This window comes from Acidimicrobiales bacterium, from assembly GCA_041394265.1.
GTDB lineage: Bacteria > Actinomycetota > Acidimicrobiia > Acidimicrobiales > SZUA-35 > JBBQUN01.
The window spans coordinates 3,483,362-3,500,107 of the sequence record JAWKIO010000005.1 but is presented as its reverse complement, the minus strand read 5'-3'; the positions used below and the strand labels follow the sequence as shown (position 1 = coordinate 3,500,107).

14 protein-coding genes are annotated in these 16,746 nt (G+C 66.6%); 2 read left to right on the top strand and 12 right to left on the bottom strand.

Annotated features, from left to right (window positions below; all coding sequences use genetic code 11):
- Positions 1-93: 93 nt before the first annotated feature.
- On the bottom strand, positions 94-2,391 hold the full coding sequence (locus R2733_17065) for an AAA family ATPase (GenBank protein ID MEZ5378221.1): 2,298 nt from the start codon (positions 2,389-2,391) through the stop codon (positions 94-96).
- Between the two features lie 408 nt (positions 2,392-2,799).
- On the opposite strand from R2733_17065, the gene R2733_17060 reads away from it, so the two are divergent.
- Complete coding sequence (locus R2733_17060) at positions 2,800-4,695, top strand: DUF4214 domain-containing protein (GenBank protein MEZ5378220.1); 1,896 nt, start codon at positions 2,800-2,802, stop codon at positions 4,693-4,695.
- A 33-nt stretch (positions 4,696-4,728) separates the two neighbouring features.
- On the opposite strand, the gene R2733_17055 is transcribed toward R2733_17060, so the two are convergent.
- From R2733_17055 to R2733_17025, 7 genes are all read right to left on the bottom strand, one after another.
- Positions 4,729-5,724: an NADP-dependent oxidoreductase gene (locus R2733_17055; protein MEZ5378219.1), complete on the bottom strand. Its 996-nt coding sequence runs from the start codon at positions 5,722-5,724 to the stop codon at positions 4,729-4,731.
- Complete coding sequence (locus R2733_17050) at positions 5,721-6,887, bottom strand: amidohydrolase family protein (GenBank protein ID MEZ5378218.1); 1,167 nt, start codon at positions 6,885-6,887, stop codon at positions 5,721-5,723. The genes R2733_17055 and R2733_17050 overlap by 4 nt, the downstream gene beginning before the upstream one ends.
- A 53-nt stretch (positions 6,888-6,940) precedes the next feature.
- On the bottom strand, positions 6,941-8,176 hold the full coding sequence (locus R2733_17045; protein ID MEZ5378217.1) for an MFS transporter: 1,236 nt from the start codon (positions 8,174-8,176) through the stop codon (positions 6,941-6,943).
- 179 nt (positions 8,177-8,355) lie between these two features.
- Positions 8,356-10,860 carry a bifunctional diguanylate cyclase/phosphodiesterase gene (locus tag R2733_17040; protein MEZ5378216.1) on the bottom strand — a complete coding sequence of 835 codons (2,505 nt, stop codon included), beginning with the start codon at positions 10,858-10,860 and terminating at the stop codon, positions 8,356-8,358.
- 69 nt (positions 10,861-10,929) lie between these two features.
- Entirely contained in the window at positions 10,930-12,108 is a 1,179-nt protein-coding gene (locus R2733_17035; GenBank protein ID MEZ5378215.1) for an FAD-binding oxidoreductase, read from the bottom strand.
- A gap of 16 nt (positions 12,109-12,124) precedes the next feature.
- Complete coding sequence (locus tag R2733_17030; protein ID MEZ5378214.1) at positions 12,125-12,712, bottom strand: thiamine pyrophosphate-dependent enzyme; 588 nt, start codon at positions 12,710-12,712, stop codon at positions 12,125-12,127.
- Positions 12,709-13,245 (bottom strand): thiamine pyrophosphate-binding protein, encoded by a 537-nt coding sequence (locus R2733_17025; GenBank protein ID MEZ5378213.1) that lies wholly within the window; start codon positions 13,243-13,245, stop codon positions 12,709-12,711. Before R2733_17025 ends, R2733_17030 begins: the two co-directional genes overlap by 4 nt.
- 84 nt (positions 13,246-13,329) lie before the next feature.
- Between R2733_17025 and R2733_17020 the strand changes: the two genes are divergently transcribed.
- Positions 13,330-14,358 carry an aminotransferase class I/II-fold pyridoxal phosphate-dependent enzyme gene (locus R2733_17020; GenBank protein ID MEZ5378212.1) on the top strand — a complete coding sequence of 343 codons (1,029 nt, stop codon included), beginning with the start codon at positions 13,330-13,332 and terminating at the stop codon, positions 14,356-14,358.
- A gap of 4 nt (positions 14,359-14,362) precedes the next feature.
- Here R2733_17020 and R2733_17015 read toward each other — a convergent pair whose 3' ends face one another.
- The 4 genes from R2733_17015 to R2733_17000 form a co-directional block, all read right to left on the bottom strand.
- Positions 14,363-14,557 carry a hypothetical protein gene (locus tag R2733_17015; protein MEZ5378211.1) on the bottom strand — a complete coding sequence of 65 codons (195 nt, stop codon included), beginning with the start codon at positions 14,555-14,557 and terminating at the stop codon, positions 14,363-14,365.
- Between the two features lie 66 nt (positions 14,558-14,623).
- Positions 14,624-15,265 (bottom strand): FMN-binding negative transcriptional regulator, encoded by a 642-nt coding sequence (locus R2733_17010; GenBank protein ID MEZ5378210.1) that lies wholly within the window; start codon positions 15,263-15,265, stop codon positions 14,624-14,626.
- A gap of 69 nt (positions 15,266-15,334) precedes the next feature.
- The gene (locus R2733_17005) at positions 15,335-15,778 is read right to left on the bottom strand and encodes a GNAT family N-acetyltransferase (protein MEZ5378209.1); all 444 of its coding nucleotides are present in this window, start codon (positions 15,776-15,778) and stop codon (positions 15,335-15,337) included.
- Positions 15,779-15,788: 10 nt separating this feature from the next.
- Complete coding sequence (locus R2733_17000) at positions 15,789-16,718, bottom strand: phosphotransferase (GenBank protein MEZ5378208.1); 930 nt, start codon at positions 16,716-16,718, stop codon at positions 15,789-15,791.
- Positions 16,719-16,746: the final 28 nt, after the last annotated feature.

Genomic DNA, 16,746 nt, shown 5'->3' with positions numbered 1-16,746 from the left:
TTGCCCGGTGGTCACCGCGCTTTCACCCAATGGTTTCCGCCCTTCCCGAACATTCTCGATTTTCTCGCCGCCGGTGTGCCACCGCCCAACGGCTCACCACTCCATTCCGTGGTCTTGGGTGTGTTCGATCTTCGGCGCCTGCTGCTGTTCGATCTGTTGTTGCCAGTGGTTGCGGTAGTCGACCGCTCCGGGTTGTTGGTCGAAGGCGGTGGCGGTGTCGTGTTGGGTGGTCCAGGCGGCGAGTTGCCGGGTCAACGTTCGGACCTGCGTGGCGGCGGCTGGGGTGTTGTGTCGTCCGGTGCGTTCGATGAGGCTGGTGAGCCTGTCTCGTTCGGCGGGGTCGGGGTAGGCGGGTGGGGTGATCCCGTCGTATCGGGCAACGATCGCTTCGACTTGTTCGGCACGATGTTCCCGCATCTGCCGGTGAGCGGACCGGGTGCCGGGGTCGACCTGTTCCATCGCCCCCACCACTGCGTCGCCAGCGGACCAGACTCGTGGTTCGGCCGGTGCCGCATACTCGCCGGCCTCAACCGTGGGTTGCGCGGCGTGGAGGTGGGTGGCGTGCCGGGCTCGTGATCCGGCGACGTAGAGGCCATGGGATTCGGTGGACGGGCCGAGGAGGACGTGGGCGGTGTCGACGGTGGCGCCTTGTGCGGAGTGGATGGTGCGGGCATACCCCAACTGGGTGTTGGTCTTGGCGTAGTCCCCGTCGATCATCACCCGGCCGCCGTCACTCGTGCGGCCAAGGATCGCCCCGTCGGCACCCTGATGCTCCACTGTCACCCGAGTGCCGTTGCGCAACCATTCCGGTTCGCCGTCCGGTGCGGTCCATTCGATGTCGCGCCGGTTTTGTTTGGCAACGATCAGGTCACCGTCCATGTAGCCGGTGCGGGGGTGCCGGGTGTCGGGGTGGAGCTCACCCACGAGGACACGCCTCGTCTGCCATTGCTGATTGAGTGCCGCCGCGTCGGCACGGGTGCCGACAAGCATGACGGTGTCGAGCCCACGGTGCGCATCAGTCCAGGCGGCGTCGAGGACGGCGGTGCGGGCAGTGTCTGGGGTTTGGTGGCCGTGCAACCAGCCAGCATCCTCGAGTATCCCGATCACGGCGGGGTCACGGTCGCGTAGCCCCGCAGCCACCGCAGCGGCAGTGTCGTTTTGGAACCGGTGGGCGACACCGAGTTCGCTCACGGAGAGCCCGTTGCCGGGTAGTGGTGCGGCTTCGACCACATCAGCCAACACCCCACCGGCCTTCCGTACTGCCGCCAACTGTTCGGGGTCACCAACCAACACGACTTTCACGCCGACCTCGACGGCGTGGGCTCGTAGCCGGTCGAGGTGGGCGGTGCCGACCATGCCGGCCTCATCAACGATCACCATCCCCCGGACAGGGAGCTGCGGATTCAACAACCACGCATCGACCGTTTCGGCTTCGATCCCGGCGTCAGCAAGGAGCCGTGATGCCTGGGCCGAGGGTGCGAGACCGATCACGTCGCCGTGCTCTGCCCGCCAGGCGTCGGCGACACGAGCCACCGTGGTGGTCTTGCCGTGACCGGCCGGGCCAACAATGACCGACACCTGATTCCCATCGCCCAACACCGTCTCGACCGCCGCAGCCTGTGACGGGTCGAGCCCCTCGGTGTCGGCGTGATCAACAGTGCGGGCACCGGAGGTTTCGCACCAGCGCAGCACCCGGGCTTCCATATCGAGGGTGGCGGTGGTGGTGTGGATCGGCGTTCCGGGCCGCTCGAGTGTGGGCCGCCCATCGGAGTCTCGGACCGGGCCACCGACCGCCTCGACGGTCACGCATTCGGCCAGGACCTGAGCAGTGACCGCCTCAACAGTGGCCACGACGTCGGCTGCGTCGGTACCGGTGGTGTGGCGGGCGACAGCCCGGGCGACGTCATCCCGGGAGAACACCGCCGCCACTCCCCCAACCTCCTGGACCACCACGGCTGGCGTGACCACATCGACCGGGTCGGCGGCGACGGCGGGGACGAACAATTGATCGGGCTGGAGACCGTGTTCGATGACTTGGTCACGCCACCGCCCCAACAGTTCCTCGGTCGAATGCTCTTCAGCCGGTTTCGTGCTCCGGGTGCCGAGCGCCATCTGGTTGGCCATCGCCCGCTGCGTCGCGGTATCCGGCAGCTCACCGTCATGAGCCTGCGCCCACCCCGCCTTCCACTCCCCCATCGCTACATCGATCTCCGCCGACCGCGACGAAAACACTTCCACCACCCGCGGATCAACACCGATCAGTTCGGCCTGCCCGTTCCCATCCACCGGCCCGAACCGCAGACTGGTGGCGGCTTCGATTTCGGCTCGAAAAGCGGCCTGGTAGATCATCCCGACGGTTTTGGCTTGGGCGTAGACCGGCCGGGCATCGATCGCCCGCCTGAATCGCCCTGGTTCTGGTGGAGGCTCTGAGGGTCCGTGGATTTTGAGTAGGCAGTCCTCTCAGGCAATTGGAATCCGGCACACTCACGGTGCATTTCGTTACTCCCGCGGTTACTCCCACGCAGGCGATGAAGACAACTTCTGATCGACTTGACCAGGACAAAGAAGGTCAGATTGCGATGCAGAGGTAGATTCCCCCCAGCTCCAAGAGCTTTCGAGCATTGGCTCGAAGGTTGTTGGAGCTGCCCGGCAGCCCGATCACAACAGCTCGAGTCCCGGCATCGGGCCCGTACGCCCGCCCTCTCGGGCGGTCCATGGACGGAAACGGGCGTTTTCGCATGAATTCGTCCCACGACGCCCGAGTGACCGCGACGATCAGTGTGCGACTACCGTCCGCTGATGCTCTCGAACCCAACAAGACGAGCCGCGGCCCGACACCGATTCGCATCGCTATCAGCTCTCTGCCTTCTGGCGCCGTCGCTGCTGATCCCGACAACCGTCGACCCGGTCGGCGCAGCGACCACCACCGATGCCTGCGCCGTCCGCTCGCAACGGACCATCACGACCTCGAGCCAGCCCGTCCAACTCGGCGTCGACGCGGACGGTCGGATCTACGAGATGACCGTGGTCTCCACCGACGGAGGTCCATCGGTACCGTTCATCTACGGCGTCGTCCGTTTCACGCCGGCGGGTGCACGGGACACGACCTACGGTCCGGTCCGAATCGAAGCGTTCGGCAGCCGTCCCCTGATGGTCGTCGAGCGCGACGGTTCGGTGACCATCGCCACCTACACCAGTGAGTCGCACAGCGAGCTGCGCTATCACCGGATCGACGCCGACGGTCGCCTCTCGACGATCCGCACCATCGGGCGACCCGGCCACTACGTGACCGGTGTCGGCAGGTTCGACGCCGGAGAGCAACTGCTGTCGGGCGTCGTGGTGGTTCCACCAGGCGGAGGGGCCGCGACGGTACTCGTCCTCGACGTCGACACCGGCAAGATCCTGCGAGAAACCTCGGTCACCCACGTCGGGGATGTCACTGCCGTGTCGAGGCGAGCGTTCGCCCTCGAGGATGGTTCCGTGTCGATCGACGGCGCCCCACCCGTCCAGCTCCCGATCCCGTCGACCCACGATCGTCCGAGGATCACCGATCTCCTCGACGTCGACGGGGGCGTCGTCGCCGTCGGCTCCGCCGATGTCGTTGCGACCAGTCCGCTGTTCGCCCGGAGCCGTTCGCTGTTCGCCCGTTTCGCCACCAGCCCATCGACCCCGGAGGTGCTCACCATCGGCACCACCGTGCGCTCGTTCATCGCCGTCGACCCGGGCGGCCTCGCCGTACTCGACGAGCCAGAGGCCAACGGCTGGGTCGTCGGCGAACCGCGGCCGAAACGCGACATCGACGTCGTCCGTCTCGACTTCGACACCGGTGGTCAGACCGTGATCGCCGCCATCGACGACGAGCGGGCGGCCGAAGGGTTCCCGTCATCGGCCGTGGTCGTTCGACCTGACGGCTCGGCCCGCGTCATCAGCCAGATACTCGACAACACGCGACGTGTCATCGACGTCTGGGGCGACACGCCCACGCCACCCCGACCTGCGGCACTCACCGGACAGGTCGAGCGCTTGTATCGGGCCTACTTCGGGCGAGCCCCGGAGCCACCCGGGCTTCTCTACTGGCGTACGCAGCGGGCCCGAGGGCTCTCGATCGACAACGTCTCCGACGCCTTCGCCTCGTCCCCCGAGTTCACCGCCACCTACGGCTCGGTCGATGACGGCCAGTTCGTCGACCTCGTCTACCGAAACGTGCTCGGCCGCAGCGCCGATGCTGCCGGGGGCTCGTTCTGGGTTGGTCAGTTGTCGAACGGCACATCGAGAGGCGCCGTCATGACCGGATTCAGCGACTCGGCAGAATTCGTCGCCGCGACGGCGACCGCGCCCACGCACCTTGCGAGCGAAGGCCAGGTCGCCAGGTTGTACCGGGCCTACTTCGAGCGCGATCCCGACCCGACGGGCTTCTGTTACTGGGCCGGACAGATCGAGACGCTGGGCGTCGATGCCGTCAGCACCGAGTTCGCCCGATCCGACGAGTTCACCGCCACCTACGGAGCGCTGACGGACACGCAGTTCGTCGACCTCGTGTACGAGAACGTGCTCGGCCGATTGCCAGACGGCGCCGGAACGGCCTACTGGCTTGGCCAACTCGGCGCAGGCGTCGAGCGAGGACGGGTCATGACCGCGTTCTCCGAGAGCGCCGAGTATCTACTGCAGACCGACTCGCTACCGGCCACGCCCTGACGTCGGCGTTCGCGTTCGCCATCGTTGCGCTCGTCACCCCACTCGCACGATCGTCGTGCCGACGGTGGCGCCACCGAGCAGATCGACGAACGCTTGGGGCGCGGCGTCGAGGCCGTCGTACTCGGTGACTCTCGGCGCCAGCGCTCCTTCGTCGATCCAGTCGGTCAGCTGCCGCCGTGCCTCGTCGTAGCGCTCGATGAAGTCGAAGACCAAGAACCCCTCCATTCGGACACGATTGTTCACGAGCAACCCGGGCACGCCCCTCGGACCGCCACCGGGAGTGGACGTGTCGTACTGGCTGGCAGCGCCACAGCACGCAATGCGGCCATGGGTGTTCATGCGGAACAGGGCGCTCTCGAGAATCTCGCCGCCGACATTGTCGAAGTAGACGTCGACGCGGTCCGGCGTGGCCTCCTTCAGCTGCGAACGAAAGTCGGGACTCCGCCGATTGAGTGCGATGTCGAAGCCCAGTTCGTCGACGAGCAGTTCCGCCTTTGTGTCCGACCCGACGATGCCGACCACTCGGTTGCCGAGAAGCTTTGCGATCTGGCCGACGATGTGGCCGACCGAGCCGGCCGCAGCCGACACCATCACGGTCTCGCCGCCACGCGGACGCCCGATCTCGGTGAGTCCGAAGTACGCGGTGAGACCGTTCGTTCCCAGCACTCCCAACAAGTGAGCGGGATCCCGGGTCGCGTCGACGGGCGAGATCCGCTCGCCGTCGTGCACCGAGAACTCCTGCCAACCGGTGTCTGCCCGAACATGGTCGCCGACCGAGAACCCTGGATGCTCGGAGGCGACGACCTCGGCCACACCGGTGCCGCCCATCACGCGACCGGCGACAGGAGCGCCGGCGTAGCTGGCACTCCCCTGCAACCCGGCTCGCTGGCCGGCGCCGATCGTGATGGCGAGCGTTCGACACAGCACCTGACCGTCGCCGACCTCCGGCACCGGGGTCGAGTCGAGGGCGAAGTCCGACGGACGAAGTTGGCCCTCCGGTAGTGAAGCGATGACGATACGACGGTTCATGTGGCTACCCCCAGCCATTCGGATGCGTTGTCGGCGAAGAATCGGTCGACCGTGATCGGGTCGGCGGCAGCGAGCGAACGGGCGAACCGGCCGATCGGGTCCCGTCCTCCCTCGGCGTGCGGATAGTCCGACGAGAAGAGGTAGAGCGCGGGGTCGGAGATCGTGTTGAGGAGACCGACGTCCTCGAACGGATACGGCGTGAAGCGGAGTTGCGCACTCGCCTGTTCCGATGGTGATCGCGTCATGGCGGCCAGCCGGGGCTCCGACCGGCTCCAGATCGACACGGCGTGATCGAGTCGACGCAGCAGATCGGGCACCCATCCCGCTCCCATCTCGATCGCACCGCCGCGTAGCGACGGATGACGCTCGAGCACCCCGTCGAGGACGAGCGCCGACAAGAAGCGCATGGCTGGGTGGTGCACCACCATGAAGTCCTTGGAGCCGATCACCTCGGCGCCCACCATCTGCTCGTCGGGCAACCGCCCATCGTCCATCCACGACGATCCGATCGACAGCGGCCCGCTCCCCACGTGCAAGACGAATGGCATCCCGCACTCGGCGAGGCGAGCCCAGAAGCGCTCGTTTCGAGGATGTCCGGGGGCCGAGCCTCCGGGAGCCCGTGCGGGGATCCACACGAGTCGCAGTCCCATCGCCATCGCCGCATCGAGCTCGACGAGCGATCGCTCGGCATCATCGAGGTCACAGAGGGCGACACCGTGAAGCCGCGGGTCGGCATCGCAGAAGGCAGCGACGGCACGATTGTGCGCCCGGTAGGCCCCGTACCTCAGGTCGCGATCGCCAAGGTCGAACAGCGGCGCACACAACGACGTAAAGACCACCTGATGTTCGAACCCGAGCAGATCGAGGGCCGCTGTCCGTTCGGCCGGGTCGACGGCGCCGAGCGCGGCATGCCACTTCGGGCCGCGTCGCACGAGTTCCGGGCCGAGTGCCATGAGCGCGGCGCGCTCGTCGTCGGTGTGATGGCCCTGCGTGACATCGAGACGACTGCGACCACCGGCGATGGCCGGGAGCCGATCACGCACGGCCGGATCGGCGTGGTCCGTGAGGAACGTCGGGCCTTCCATCAGGTGGCTGTCGGCATCGACGATGCGCCGCCCGTCGGCATACGTGGCGGCGTCGGCCTCGCGTGCGTCGTCGATCATCTGTCGAAACGTAGTCGATCGTGGTCAGGTTGTTCCTCGCCGGTGGCAGCGCGTCAGGCGACATCCGGGATCGGGTGACCGTTGATGGCGGCCCGCCACTCGGGCGCTCGTCTCGTGATGGCCACGAAGCCCACGATCGCGATCACCGCACCGGTGCTGAAGGCGATGTGGAGGTCGGTGAGGTCGCCGAGAACACCGATCCCGAGAAGACCGAACCCGTAGGTGATCCCGAACGTCGCCTGCATCAGCGACATGACGCGACCACGACTGTCGGGCGGGGCGTCTCGCTGGATCACCGCCGACAGGCTGATGAAGAGACACGACCACGTCCCGCCCAGGAAGAAGATCGCGACGACGACAAGACCGAGGTTGGGCGCCAGCGCGTAGGCGAGGAGCATCGAAGACGCAGCGCTGACCGATCCGACCACGAGCGTCGAGCGGGGGTGCCGTTGCGCCAGGATCGAGATGACGATGCCGCCGGCGATGGCGCCGATCCCCTGGGCCGAGGCCACGATGCCCACCATCTGTGTGCTGCCGCCGTAGCCCCGTTGCACGTAGATCGGGATGAGTCCCATGAACGGCACCATCATCGTGTTCACCAACGCCAGCATCCTGAGGGCATGCCAGCAGCCAGGTGTGCCGCGCAGGGCGCGAGCGCCGGTGGCGAGGCGGCTGCGGATCGTGCCGCCATCTCCCCGGGGCTGGAACGGCTGCCGCAGCGCCAACACGGCAACGGCCATGACGAGAAACGAGAACGCGTTGAACGAGATGGTCCACGCCGGCCCCACGGCGAGCACGAGGAGCGACCCGATGATCGGCCCGACCACTCGCCCGCTGTTCCATGAGTAGACGCCGAGCGACACCATCTGCATGAGCTCCTCAGGCGGCACCAGGTCGGGTTGCATCGCCGCGTACGACGGCGCGCCGGTTGCTCCCGACGCACTGGCCAGCAAGATGAGCGCGGTGAGGACGATCGGGTTCCGCACCCCGGTACCCAGGACGACCGCGAGTACCGAGGTGATCACCGCCTGGGCGGTGAGTGCCGAGGCGAACACCTTTCGGCGGTCGAACCGGTCGGCGAGGAGCCCACCAACCGGCGAGGCGATGCCTTGTGGCATGAAGGTCGCAAGCGCAACGAGGCCGGTCTTGAGCGCGCTCCCGGTGTCGGCGGCCACGAGGCTGCCGACCACGATGAGCTGGACCCAGGTCCCGATGTCGCTGATGACCGCCGCGCCCCAGAGCAGCCGTACCGAGCGGTGTCGAAGAGGGACGAACGGATGGCTGGGCACGCCCTGCGAATGCTACCGCCCGGCACCATCCGCACGATTCGCCGACAGCAACTGTCGAGCCTGAAGCCCAGTCCCGCGAACTGTCCACACTGAAGCTCAGTTCCGGGCTTCAGTGTGGACAGTTCGCCAGGTTGGGCTTGAGTGTCGACGGTTGCCGTCAGAGCCCGGGGCCGACCGACCTAGATGTAGTGCTCTGACACCATCGCGGGCCGGTCGCCCGTGACGCCGTGCGCCTCGAGCCAGAGCTCCAGCTTCGGGCGTGGCAGCGGCCTCGACATGAGATAGCCCTGGGCCTGGTCGCAGCCGAGGCGACGAAGTGCCTCGAACTCGCCCTCGCGCTCGATGCCTTCGGCAACCACAGTGAGCCCGAGGTTGTGGCCAAGATCGATGGTCGAGCGGACGATGACCTCGTTGGACTGGTCGATGTCGAGATCGCAGATGAACGAGCGATCGATCTTGAGGGTGTCGACCGGAAGATCTCGCAGGTAGGCAAGCGAGGAGTAGCCCGTGCCGTAGTCATCGACGGCGAACGAATAGCCGAGCTCATGGAGTCGGTTCAGGCGTGCCGTCACCTCGTTGCGATCCAACATGATGGCCGTCTCGGTGATCTCGAACGAGATGTCGGCCGGGCTCAGCCCGGCGAACGCCACCATGGTGTCGATCCGCTGCGGCAGGTCACCATCGAGAAGGTCGCGAGTCGACAGGTTCACCGCCACCGGGAGGGTGATCCCCTTCGACTTGAAGAACCCGAGATCGCTGACCACGTTCTCGAGCACGGCGGTGGTGAGGTCCTTCATCAGGCCTGCGCCCTCGGCGATGGCGACGAACTCGTCGGGAGGAACGAAGCCGAGCTGCGGATGCTCCCAGCGCACGAGTGCTTCGGCTCCCACGACGCGCCGGTCGGCGAGATCGACCTTGGGCTGGTACCAGACCTGGAGTTCGCCACCGCTGATGGCCCGGCGGAGGCTGGACAGGATCTCGAGCCTTCTCGGCGTGTTGGTGTCGACCTCCGGGCTGTACAGCTGCCATCCGGTCTGGCGCCGCTTGGCCTCGAACATCGCCGCGTCAGCCTGCATCATCAGATTGGTGAGCGTGACGCCATCGTCGGGTTCGACGGCGATCCCGATGCTGACGCCGATCTGGAGCGAGAGGTCGCCGATGGCGATTGGCGCCGACAGCACATCGGTGACCAGGTTGGCGAGCACGATCGCCGCATCGATGTCGGTGCCCGGCGCATAGAGCGCGAACTCGTCGCCACCGAGCCGGCCCAGGACCACCTGGTCGTCGGCCACCGTTGCGAGACGATCGGCCACGATGCGCAAGGCACGGTCACCGGTCGGATGGCCGAGCGTGTCGTTGATGTCCTTGAACCGATCGAGGTCCATGACGAGCAGAGCGCCGCCATCGCCGCTTGCGCCCTCGACCTTGCGAGCGAGCCCGAGCCGATTGGGCAGACCGGTCAGTGCATCGTGGTAGGCCGCGTGAGCGAGGCGGTCGTTGGACAGCGCTCGCTCGAGTGCCACTCGCGCTTGATCACTGAACGCACTGAACATGGCAACATCGGCAGCATCGAACGCACCCACGTCGGTCGATCGTTCCCACACCACGACAACCACTCGCTGGTCGCCGTCGAGCGTGATCGGGCCAGCGATGCCGTCGGGGAGCGAAGGCTGGTCGAGGCCGCTGAGCAGGCACACTCGGTCGATACCGGCGAGTGCCGCCGCCAGAGCGTCGACATCGACCGACTCGGCGGCGTCCAGCTGATACACCCCTCCGAGTTGGCTCGAGGGCGGGGCGAGCATGGCGGCATTCGATGCTCGCAGTGATCGTGCGAATTCCTGCAATGAGGTGTCGACGACCTCCGGCGTTGTCGACAGACCGACGAGCTTGGCGGTGAACCCGCCAACACTCTCGAGGTCGGTCGCACGACGCGCGGTGCGGGCCTGGGCTCGTAGGACCCAGAACGCGCTGAGGGCCACGACTCCGACGAACACAAGATTCAGCGGCGAGGAGGCAACCGCCGCCGCGCCGATCACCGACAGGCTGCACGTCCCCAGCGCCACGGTCATCTGCGAGCGGACCACGTCGAGCAAGAGTCCCGCCTGTCGGTCCGGGTCGACCAGACTGATCACGAAGGCGACGGCGATCGCGCCAGCAACAACGGCGAACCATACCGCGACCCCCGCGGTCGCCCAGAACCACCCTCGATCCACCAATGGTGCGCCAACGACGTGCAGCAGGAAGCTGGCAAGCGCCGCTTCGAAGGTGAAGACGGCCAGATTGAACGTCATCTTCAACGCAGATTGACGCCGGATCACCAAGGCCACCAACGCGCCCACCAGTCGGGCCGCGACGAGCTGCATCGGACTCAACGTGACGATGCCGACGATCAACAGCGCCTCGCTCAGCGAGAGCGAGTGGGTGTGCTTCCTGATCTCGACGTGGGCGACGACGAACTCGGCCACGCAGAAGCCGGCAGCGAGGTACCACCACGACATCGTGCTCTGCCCTACGAGGGGCGTCGCCGATTGCAGTGGGCCCAGGAGCAGGAGCGCACCTGCCGCAAGAGCTGCAGCGAGCAGCATCACGAGGCCCTCGCGGTTGCCGTGGCGCGGCCGCCGCACGAGCGGCGCAACGGCGCGGCGAAGCAGCCAGGCCACTGAGCCGCGACTCGCGTTGGTCATCGTTCGGGTCACAAGACTCTCAGTCTCGGTTCGCCCGAAAACGCTATGAGGACCGCCTGAGGCGCTCGATCAGTAGACGATCGTCTCGGTCAGTGGCCTGCGGTCCCGCACTCGATCCCATCCGAGAGGGTTGAGATCGATGGCGTCAAAGTCACCGGTGGTGACCAACTCGGCGATCCCTCGACCGGTTGCGGGAGCGTGCATCACCCCGTGCCCGGAAAACCCCGTCGCGAACAACAGATTGGCGTAGCGGTCGTGAGGCCCGACGACCGCATTGTGATCCAGCAGGTTCATCTCGTAGTGGCCGGCCCACGATCTGCGGAGCCGCAACCGGTCCATCGCAGGAACACGAGCGACCAGCCGGGGCCAGAAGACCTCCTCGAACAACTCCCGATGGGGCTCGAAGTCGTCGTCCGCATCGGGATCGTTCGCAGCGTCGGGCTGGATGCCACCGATGAAGCCGCTGCCCTCGGGACGAACCCAGACGCCCGAGTTGTCGAACAGCATCGGAAACCCGTCGGCGGGCACCGGTGCCTCGAAGTGGAACACCGAGCGTTTCTTCGGCACGACCGGCAAGTCGATGTCGAGCAGGGCGGCAATGCGACCCGACTGGGCGCCGGCCGCGAGAATGCAGGTGTCACAATCGACCACGCCACCACCGGCCAGGCGGACGCCGGTGACAGCTTCGGCCTCCGACACAAAGCCCGCAACCGTCGCCTCCCGATAGTCGACGCCGGCGCGCCGAGCCGCCCGCTTCACCAACGACAGGAGTTGCCAGGCGTCGAACCACCCCTCACCCGAGCGACCGAAGGTCCCGATCCCCACTTCGGCAAGATCCAGGAAGGGGAATCGCGTCGCGAGTTCGGCGGGAGTGAACACCGCGACGTCGGCGCCGTGCGATCGCTGCATTGCCACCGCAGCCGTACGGGCATCGACCTCCTCCGGCGGACCCAGGAGGAGGTAGCCGTTCTCGACGTAACCAATGTCGGCGCCGTCCTCCTCGAACTGGGTGGCCAGGTCACGGAAGAGATCGATCGCATAGCGGCTCATCTCGATGCAGGTCGAGGTGTCGAACTGCGTCCTGATCGAAGCGGCCGACAGGGCCGTCGACGACCGCTGAAAGCTGAGGTCTCGCTCGACCACGGTGATGGGGCCGGTGTGCCCGGCACGTCGGAGCTCCCACGCGCAGAAGCTCCCGACGATCGCACCGCCGATGATGACGACTCGGCTCGTACGTGACGGTGACACAGGCACGAGCGCGTGATCAGTTTGGCGGAAGGCCCAAGTGGGCGCGGAAGCGGTTCTTGATGTGGACGGCGTCGCGTGTCGGCATGCTCCGCGGCGGAGCGTCGGCACGGATCTTGAGGACCACCAGCCGTGGGCCCGAGCTCGGTGTGCGCCGGTCGACAACCCACTGGTCGAGTTCGGTCTCGGCAGCAATCACACGGGTGTCGTCGAAGCCGGCCGCCGCGGCGATGGCTGCGAGATCGATCCCGAGCCCGGTGTGGCTGGTCTGCATTCCCGTTTCGCCGTAGCGCTCGTTGTCCAAAACGACGATGTCGAGGTTCGGCGGACCGACGGTGGCGATCGTGGCCAGCCCGCCGAGGGCCATCAGTTGCTCGCCGTCGCCGGTGATCACGAGGACCCGCCGGTCAGGCTGGGCCTGGGCGAGCCCCAGTCCAACGAGCGCTGCTCCTCCCATGGCGCCCCAGAGGTAGTAGTTCGCGTCGTGGTCGCCGTATGCGTGCACGTCATAGGTTGGCGACCCGAGGCCGGTGACGACGAGGTCGTCACGACGATCGGCCAGGATCGTTGCGACCGCCTGACGTCGGTCCAACCGATCGGCGGTCACCACTTCTTCGCCCCCAGCAGCCGCTGCGAGAACAGCACGGCGATCTGCTGGTCGCCGTCGTAGGCCATGGTCGTCGCCTGCTCGACCATGTCGATCACATCGACCGCCGACTCGGCCCGGAGCACGGTGATCCCCATGGCTTCGAGAACCTCCTGTGTGGCACTGCCCATCGGCACCTGCCACGGGTTGAACTCCGCCCATTCGCCTCGCATGGTGACGAGCATCAGCAACGGCACGCGGGCCATGACCGGCAGCGACAGCATGTTGATGCAGTTGCCGACCCCCGACGACTGCATCAGCAACACCGACCGGGTGCCGCCGAGCCAGCACCCGGTGGCAATGGCGATGCCCTCTTCCTCGGTGGTCAACACGTTGGTCGTGATCTCGGCATCGGCGAGACATCGATCGATCAGCGACGCGTGACCCGCATCAGGGACATAGCTCACATGCCTGACGCCGGCTCGACGCAACAGGGCATGGAGATCGGCCGGCCAGTCGGTCGTGGCGGGCGGGGCGTCGGATGCGACGTTCATGCCCTACTTCTACTACCTGTCGTGCCGGTTGCGATCGACGCCTTCGCAATCGAAGTACGGTCATGCGATGCCCGAAGGAGCACGATGACCACCTACAGCTTCCTCGACGACTACAGCGAGGGTGCCCATCCCGAGATCCTCGAGGCGCTGGCGGCCACGAACCTCGTCCAACAGACCGCCTACGGGAACGACGAGTACTCGATCGAGGCCCGACGACTGATCGCCGACGCCTGCGATCAGCCCGGTATTGACGTGCACTTCGTGAGCGGTGGCACGCTGGCCAACCTCACGATCTGCGCCGCCACGCTCCGACCGCACGAGGCGATCATCTCGGCCACCACCGGACACATCGCCCTGCGCGAGACCGGGGCGATCGAGGCCGTGGGCCACAAGGTCATTGCCATGTCGTCGGTCGACGGCAAGCTTCGGCCCGCCGATCTCGAGGCGGCCATCGCTGCGAACTCACAAGCCCCACACATGGCCAAGCCCCGGCTGGTGTATGTCTCGAACGCCACCGAACTCGGCACGGTCTACACGCGAGCCGAACTGGTGGATCTCCGCGCCGCATGTGATCGCCTCGGTCTGCTGCTCATGATCGATGGCGCCCGGCTCGGTGTTGCGCTCGCGTCGGATCACGCCGACTCGACCACGTTGGCCGACATCGCGAAGGTCGCCGACGTCTTCTGGATCGGGGGCACCAAGCTGGGCACCCTGCTCGGGGAGGCCATCGTGATCCCGCACCCCGATCTTGCGGTCGACTTCGCCTTCCACCTCAAACAGCGCGGTGCTCTCCTGGCCAAGGGCCGTCTCCTCGGGCTGCAGTTCCGGGCGCTGTTCGCCGACGGGTTGTTCCAGCGAGCAGCACGCCACGCCAACGACCGTGCTCGGGCGATGGCCGATGGCGTGCGCGCCGCCGGTCACCGTCTGTCAGCGGAGCCGGAGAGCAACCAGGTGTTCGCGATCCTGCCCGACACGCTGATCGAGTCGCTGAGCCGAGAGTACGCGTTCTACGTATGGGAGCGGCACGACGCAGACCACTCGGTCGTTCGCCTCGTGACGTCGTGGTCCACGCCAGCCGAGCAGGTCGACCGCTTCGTCGCTGCCTTGGGCTGACCGGTCAGGCCGTTGCGGCCTTGTCGAAGGCCGGTTTGCTGATCATGCCGTCCTTGCCGACCACCTCGGCGTAGCCGGTTGCGGTGTCTGCCGGGCCGGAGTCGGTCAACGACTTCACCTTCTCGATGATGGTGGCGCGGTTCTGCCACGCCCAGGCGGCAACTGCGGAGAACACAGAGGAACGAATCAGTTTCAACATGGGCGACTCGTACCCAGCGTGGCCGCTCGCAAACGACGCACGACGGCTGTGTCGTCAGCCCCGGCATCAGCTCCCGAGACGGTCGACGTTGGCGGCTCGAACGCTCGCCGCACCGTCGTGATGCCCAATGGCGTCGAGCCCATCGATCACGCCGAGCACGTCAGCCTGTGCTCGGTTCTGGCTCATCTTCACCTTGGCCTCGATGCGTGTGACCTCCACTCTCACGCCCACCACTGCCTTCAGCTGGGCGGCGATGAAGTCGGCCGGAGCATCGTCGACGCTCCACGCCGCGCCGTGGTCGAGTCGGCCCTCGTGCTTGTCGGTCAGGCCTCTCACCACACGTTCGATCCAGGCCGGGTCGTCGATCCACTCGACGGTTCCATACACGTGCGCAGCGACGTAGTTCCACGTTGGCACCACCTTGTGGTGCTCGGCCTTCGACGGATACCAGGACGGTGACACGTAGTGGTCGGTTCCTCGGACGATGACCAGGGCCTCGCCCTGGACGGTGTGTCGCCAATGGGTGTTGGCCTTGGCCACGTGTCCGAGCAGCGAACCATTCGGGCCGTCGAGGGGATCGTAGGTGAACGGCAACATGGTGGCCGTGAGACCGTCCGGCGACACCGTCACCAGATCGGCGGCGCCATGATTTGCCAACAGTTGGGCGATGGCATCGTCGTCGGCGGCGAAGTGGGCTGGCACGTACATGGGGCTACTCCTGATGCTCGAGAACGGAAGGCAGGTCAGTCACGTACTCGCTGTCGAGCGGGCGGACCATCACGATCTCAGACGGGTCTTCAGCCTGTTCGACCGTCGCGACGAAGCCGAGACGCTGATAAGCGGCGATTGCCCGCGGATTGTGTCGACGGACGTTGAGTACGACGGCTGAGCCTGTTGATCGCTTGCCCACGTCGCAACGGCGTCGACGAGCAAGTCGACGGTTGCTGTGCCGCGGGCGATCGGGTCGACCCACATCGAGATCAGCTCGATGCGGCCGGCCTCGTCGCGTTCGGTTCCACTCGCCTGCCCGACCGGCACGCCATCGCGCCATGCGATCACGTTGCATGGGACATCGGCCAGGCGTGATCGCCAGCGCTCGGGCGCGGCGTCGACCCAGTCATCGAGGGTGGACCCGAATGCGTCAGGAGCATCACCGAGCGCAGCGAGGCGTACCTCACGCCACACACTCCAATCATCAGGTCCCAGTCGTTCGATGGTCACCATTTGCTCGTCACTGCGCACGATCGAGCGGGCCTCGTTCGAGGAGCTCGTCGAGCTGACGACGGGTCCATTGCAGATTCTCGGAGTCACCCAGTGTTGCGTACCAGCCGAGGTGGCTCGCCCCGATCTGCAGCTCATAGACATGGTGCCGCAGTCCGAGGTCGACGAGGTCGCTGGCCGGCAGGGTCGGCACGACGCGTGACCACAGGTGGAGCGCGCCGATCCCGGCGTGCCATCGGCCCCAGAACGTGCACCACGCGAGGTCATACGCCGCATCACCCCACGTCGAGCACTTCCAGGAGAAGACTGCCGTGACGGCATCAGCCGCCGGGGACACGAGCACGTTGTAGTGGAGCAGGTCCGAGTGGACGAGCTGGCGGCGATCGACGCAGGCGTCGATGTTCGTGCGGATGGTGTCCTCGGCCGCGGTGAAGGTCCGCTCCACGTCGGGGTGTTCCGCCAACTTTGCTCGCCAGCCGGACGTGTGCCGCCCGGGTTGATCGGTGATGCCGTCGAGTAGCCAGTCTCGCCACGGTGTTGTCTCGACGCCGCTGTCGGGCACCGACCGCAACGCTCCGAGCAGATCGACGACCGTCGGACCCAGCGTTGCCGCCTCGTCGCTGTCGATCTCTTCGAGGAAGCGTCCTCGATGCCGACGGGAAACGGCGAACCAACGTCCGAGGCCCGCACCGATCTCGAGCACCTCGGGTACAGGTAGCCCGCCCGAGCCGTACCGCATGGCGAACTCGTCGGAACGGAAGCCGGCTGGGTCGTCGTTCAGACGCAGCACCAACTCGTCGTCACCGATCCGATAGCCGTACGCCGCCGACCAGAACCCGCCGCTCAACGGCTCCAGATCAACGGGCTCGCTGCCGTGGTGCTTGCGAAGGAAGTCGACGACCGCGTCGTCCGCTGGCCGGTTGTCGCTCGGTCGGTCCATGGTCGGCCAGTCTGACAGTCGCCGACGG

Excerpts from the sequence above, each read along its gene's own strand:
- R2733_17060 (MEZ5378220.1), top strand. The coding sequence starts at position 2,800 with ATGCTCTCGAACCCAACAAGACGAGCCGCGGCCCGACACCGATTCGCA.
- R2733_17055 (MEZ5378219.1), bottom strand. The coding sequence starts at position 5,724 with ATGAACCGTCGTATCGTCATCGCTTCACTACCGGAGGGCCAACTTCGT.
- R2733_17050 (MEZ5378218.1), bottom strand. The coding sequence starts at position 6,887 with ATGATCGACGACGCACGCGAGGCCGACGCCGCCACGTATGCCGACGGG.
- R2733_17040 (MEZ5378216.1), bottom strand. The coding sequence starts at position 10,860 with ATGACCAACGCGAGTCGCGGCTCAGTGGCCTGGCTGCTTCGCCGCGCC.
- R2733_17025 (MEZ5378213.1), bottom strand. The coding sequence starts at position 13,245 with ATGAACGTCGCATCCGACGCCCCGCCCGCCACGACCGACTGGCCGGCC.
- R2733_17020 (MEZ5378212.1), top strand. The coding sequence starts at position 13,330 with ATGACCACCTACAGCTTCCTCGACGACTACAGCGAGGGTGCCCATCCC.
- R2733_17015 (MEZ5378211.1), bottom strand. The coding sequence starts at position 14,557 with ATGTTGAAACTGATTCGTTCCTCTGTGTTCTCCGCAGTTGCCGCCTGG.
- R2733_17010 (MEZ5378210.1), bottom strand. The coding sequence starts at position 15,265 with ATGTACGTGCCAGCCCACTTCGCCGCCGACGACGATGCCATCGCCCAA.
- R2733_17000 (MEZ5378208.1), bottom strand. The coding sequence starts at position 16,718 with ATGGACCGACCGAGCGACAACCGGCCAGCGGACGACGCGGTCGTCGAC.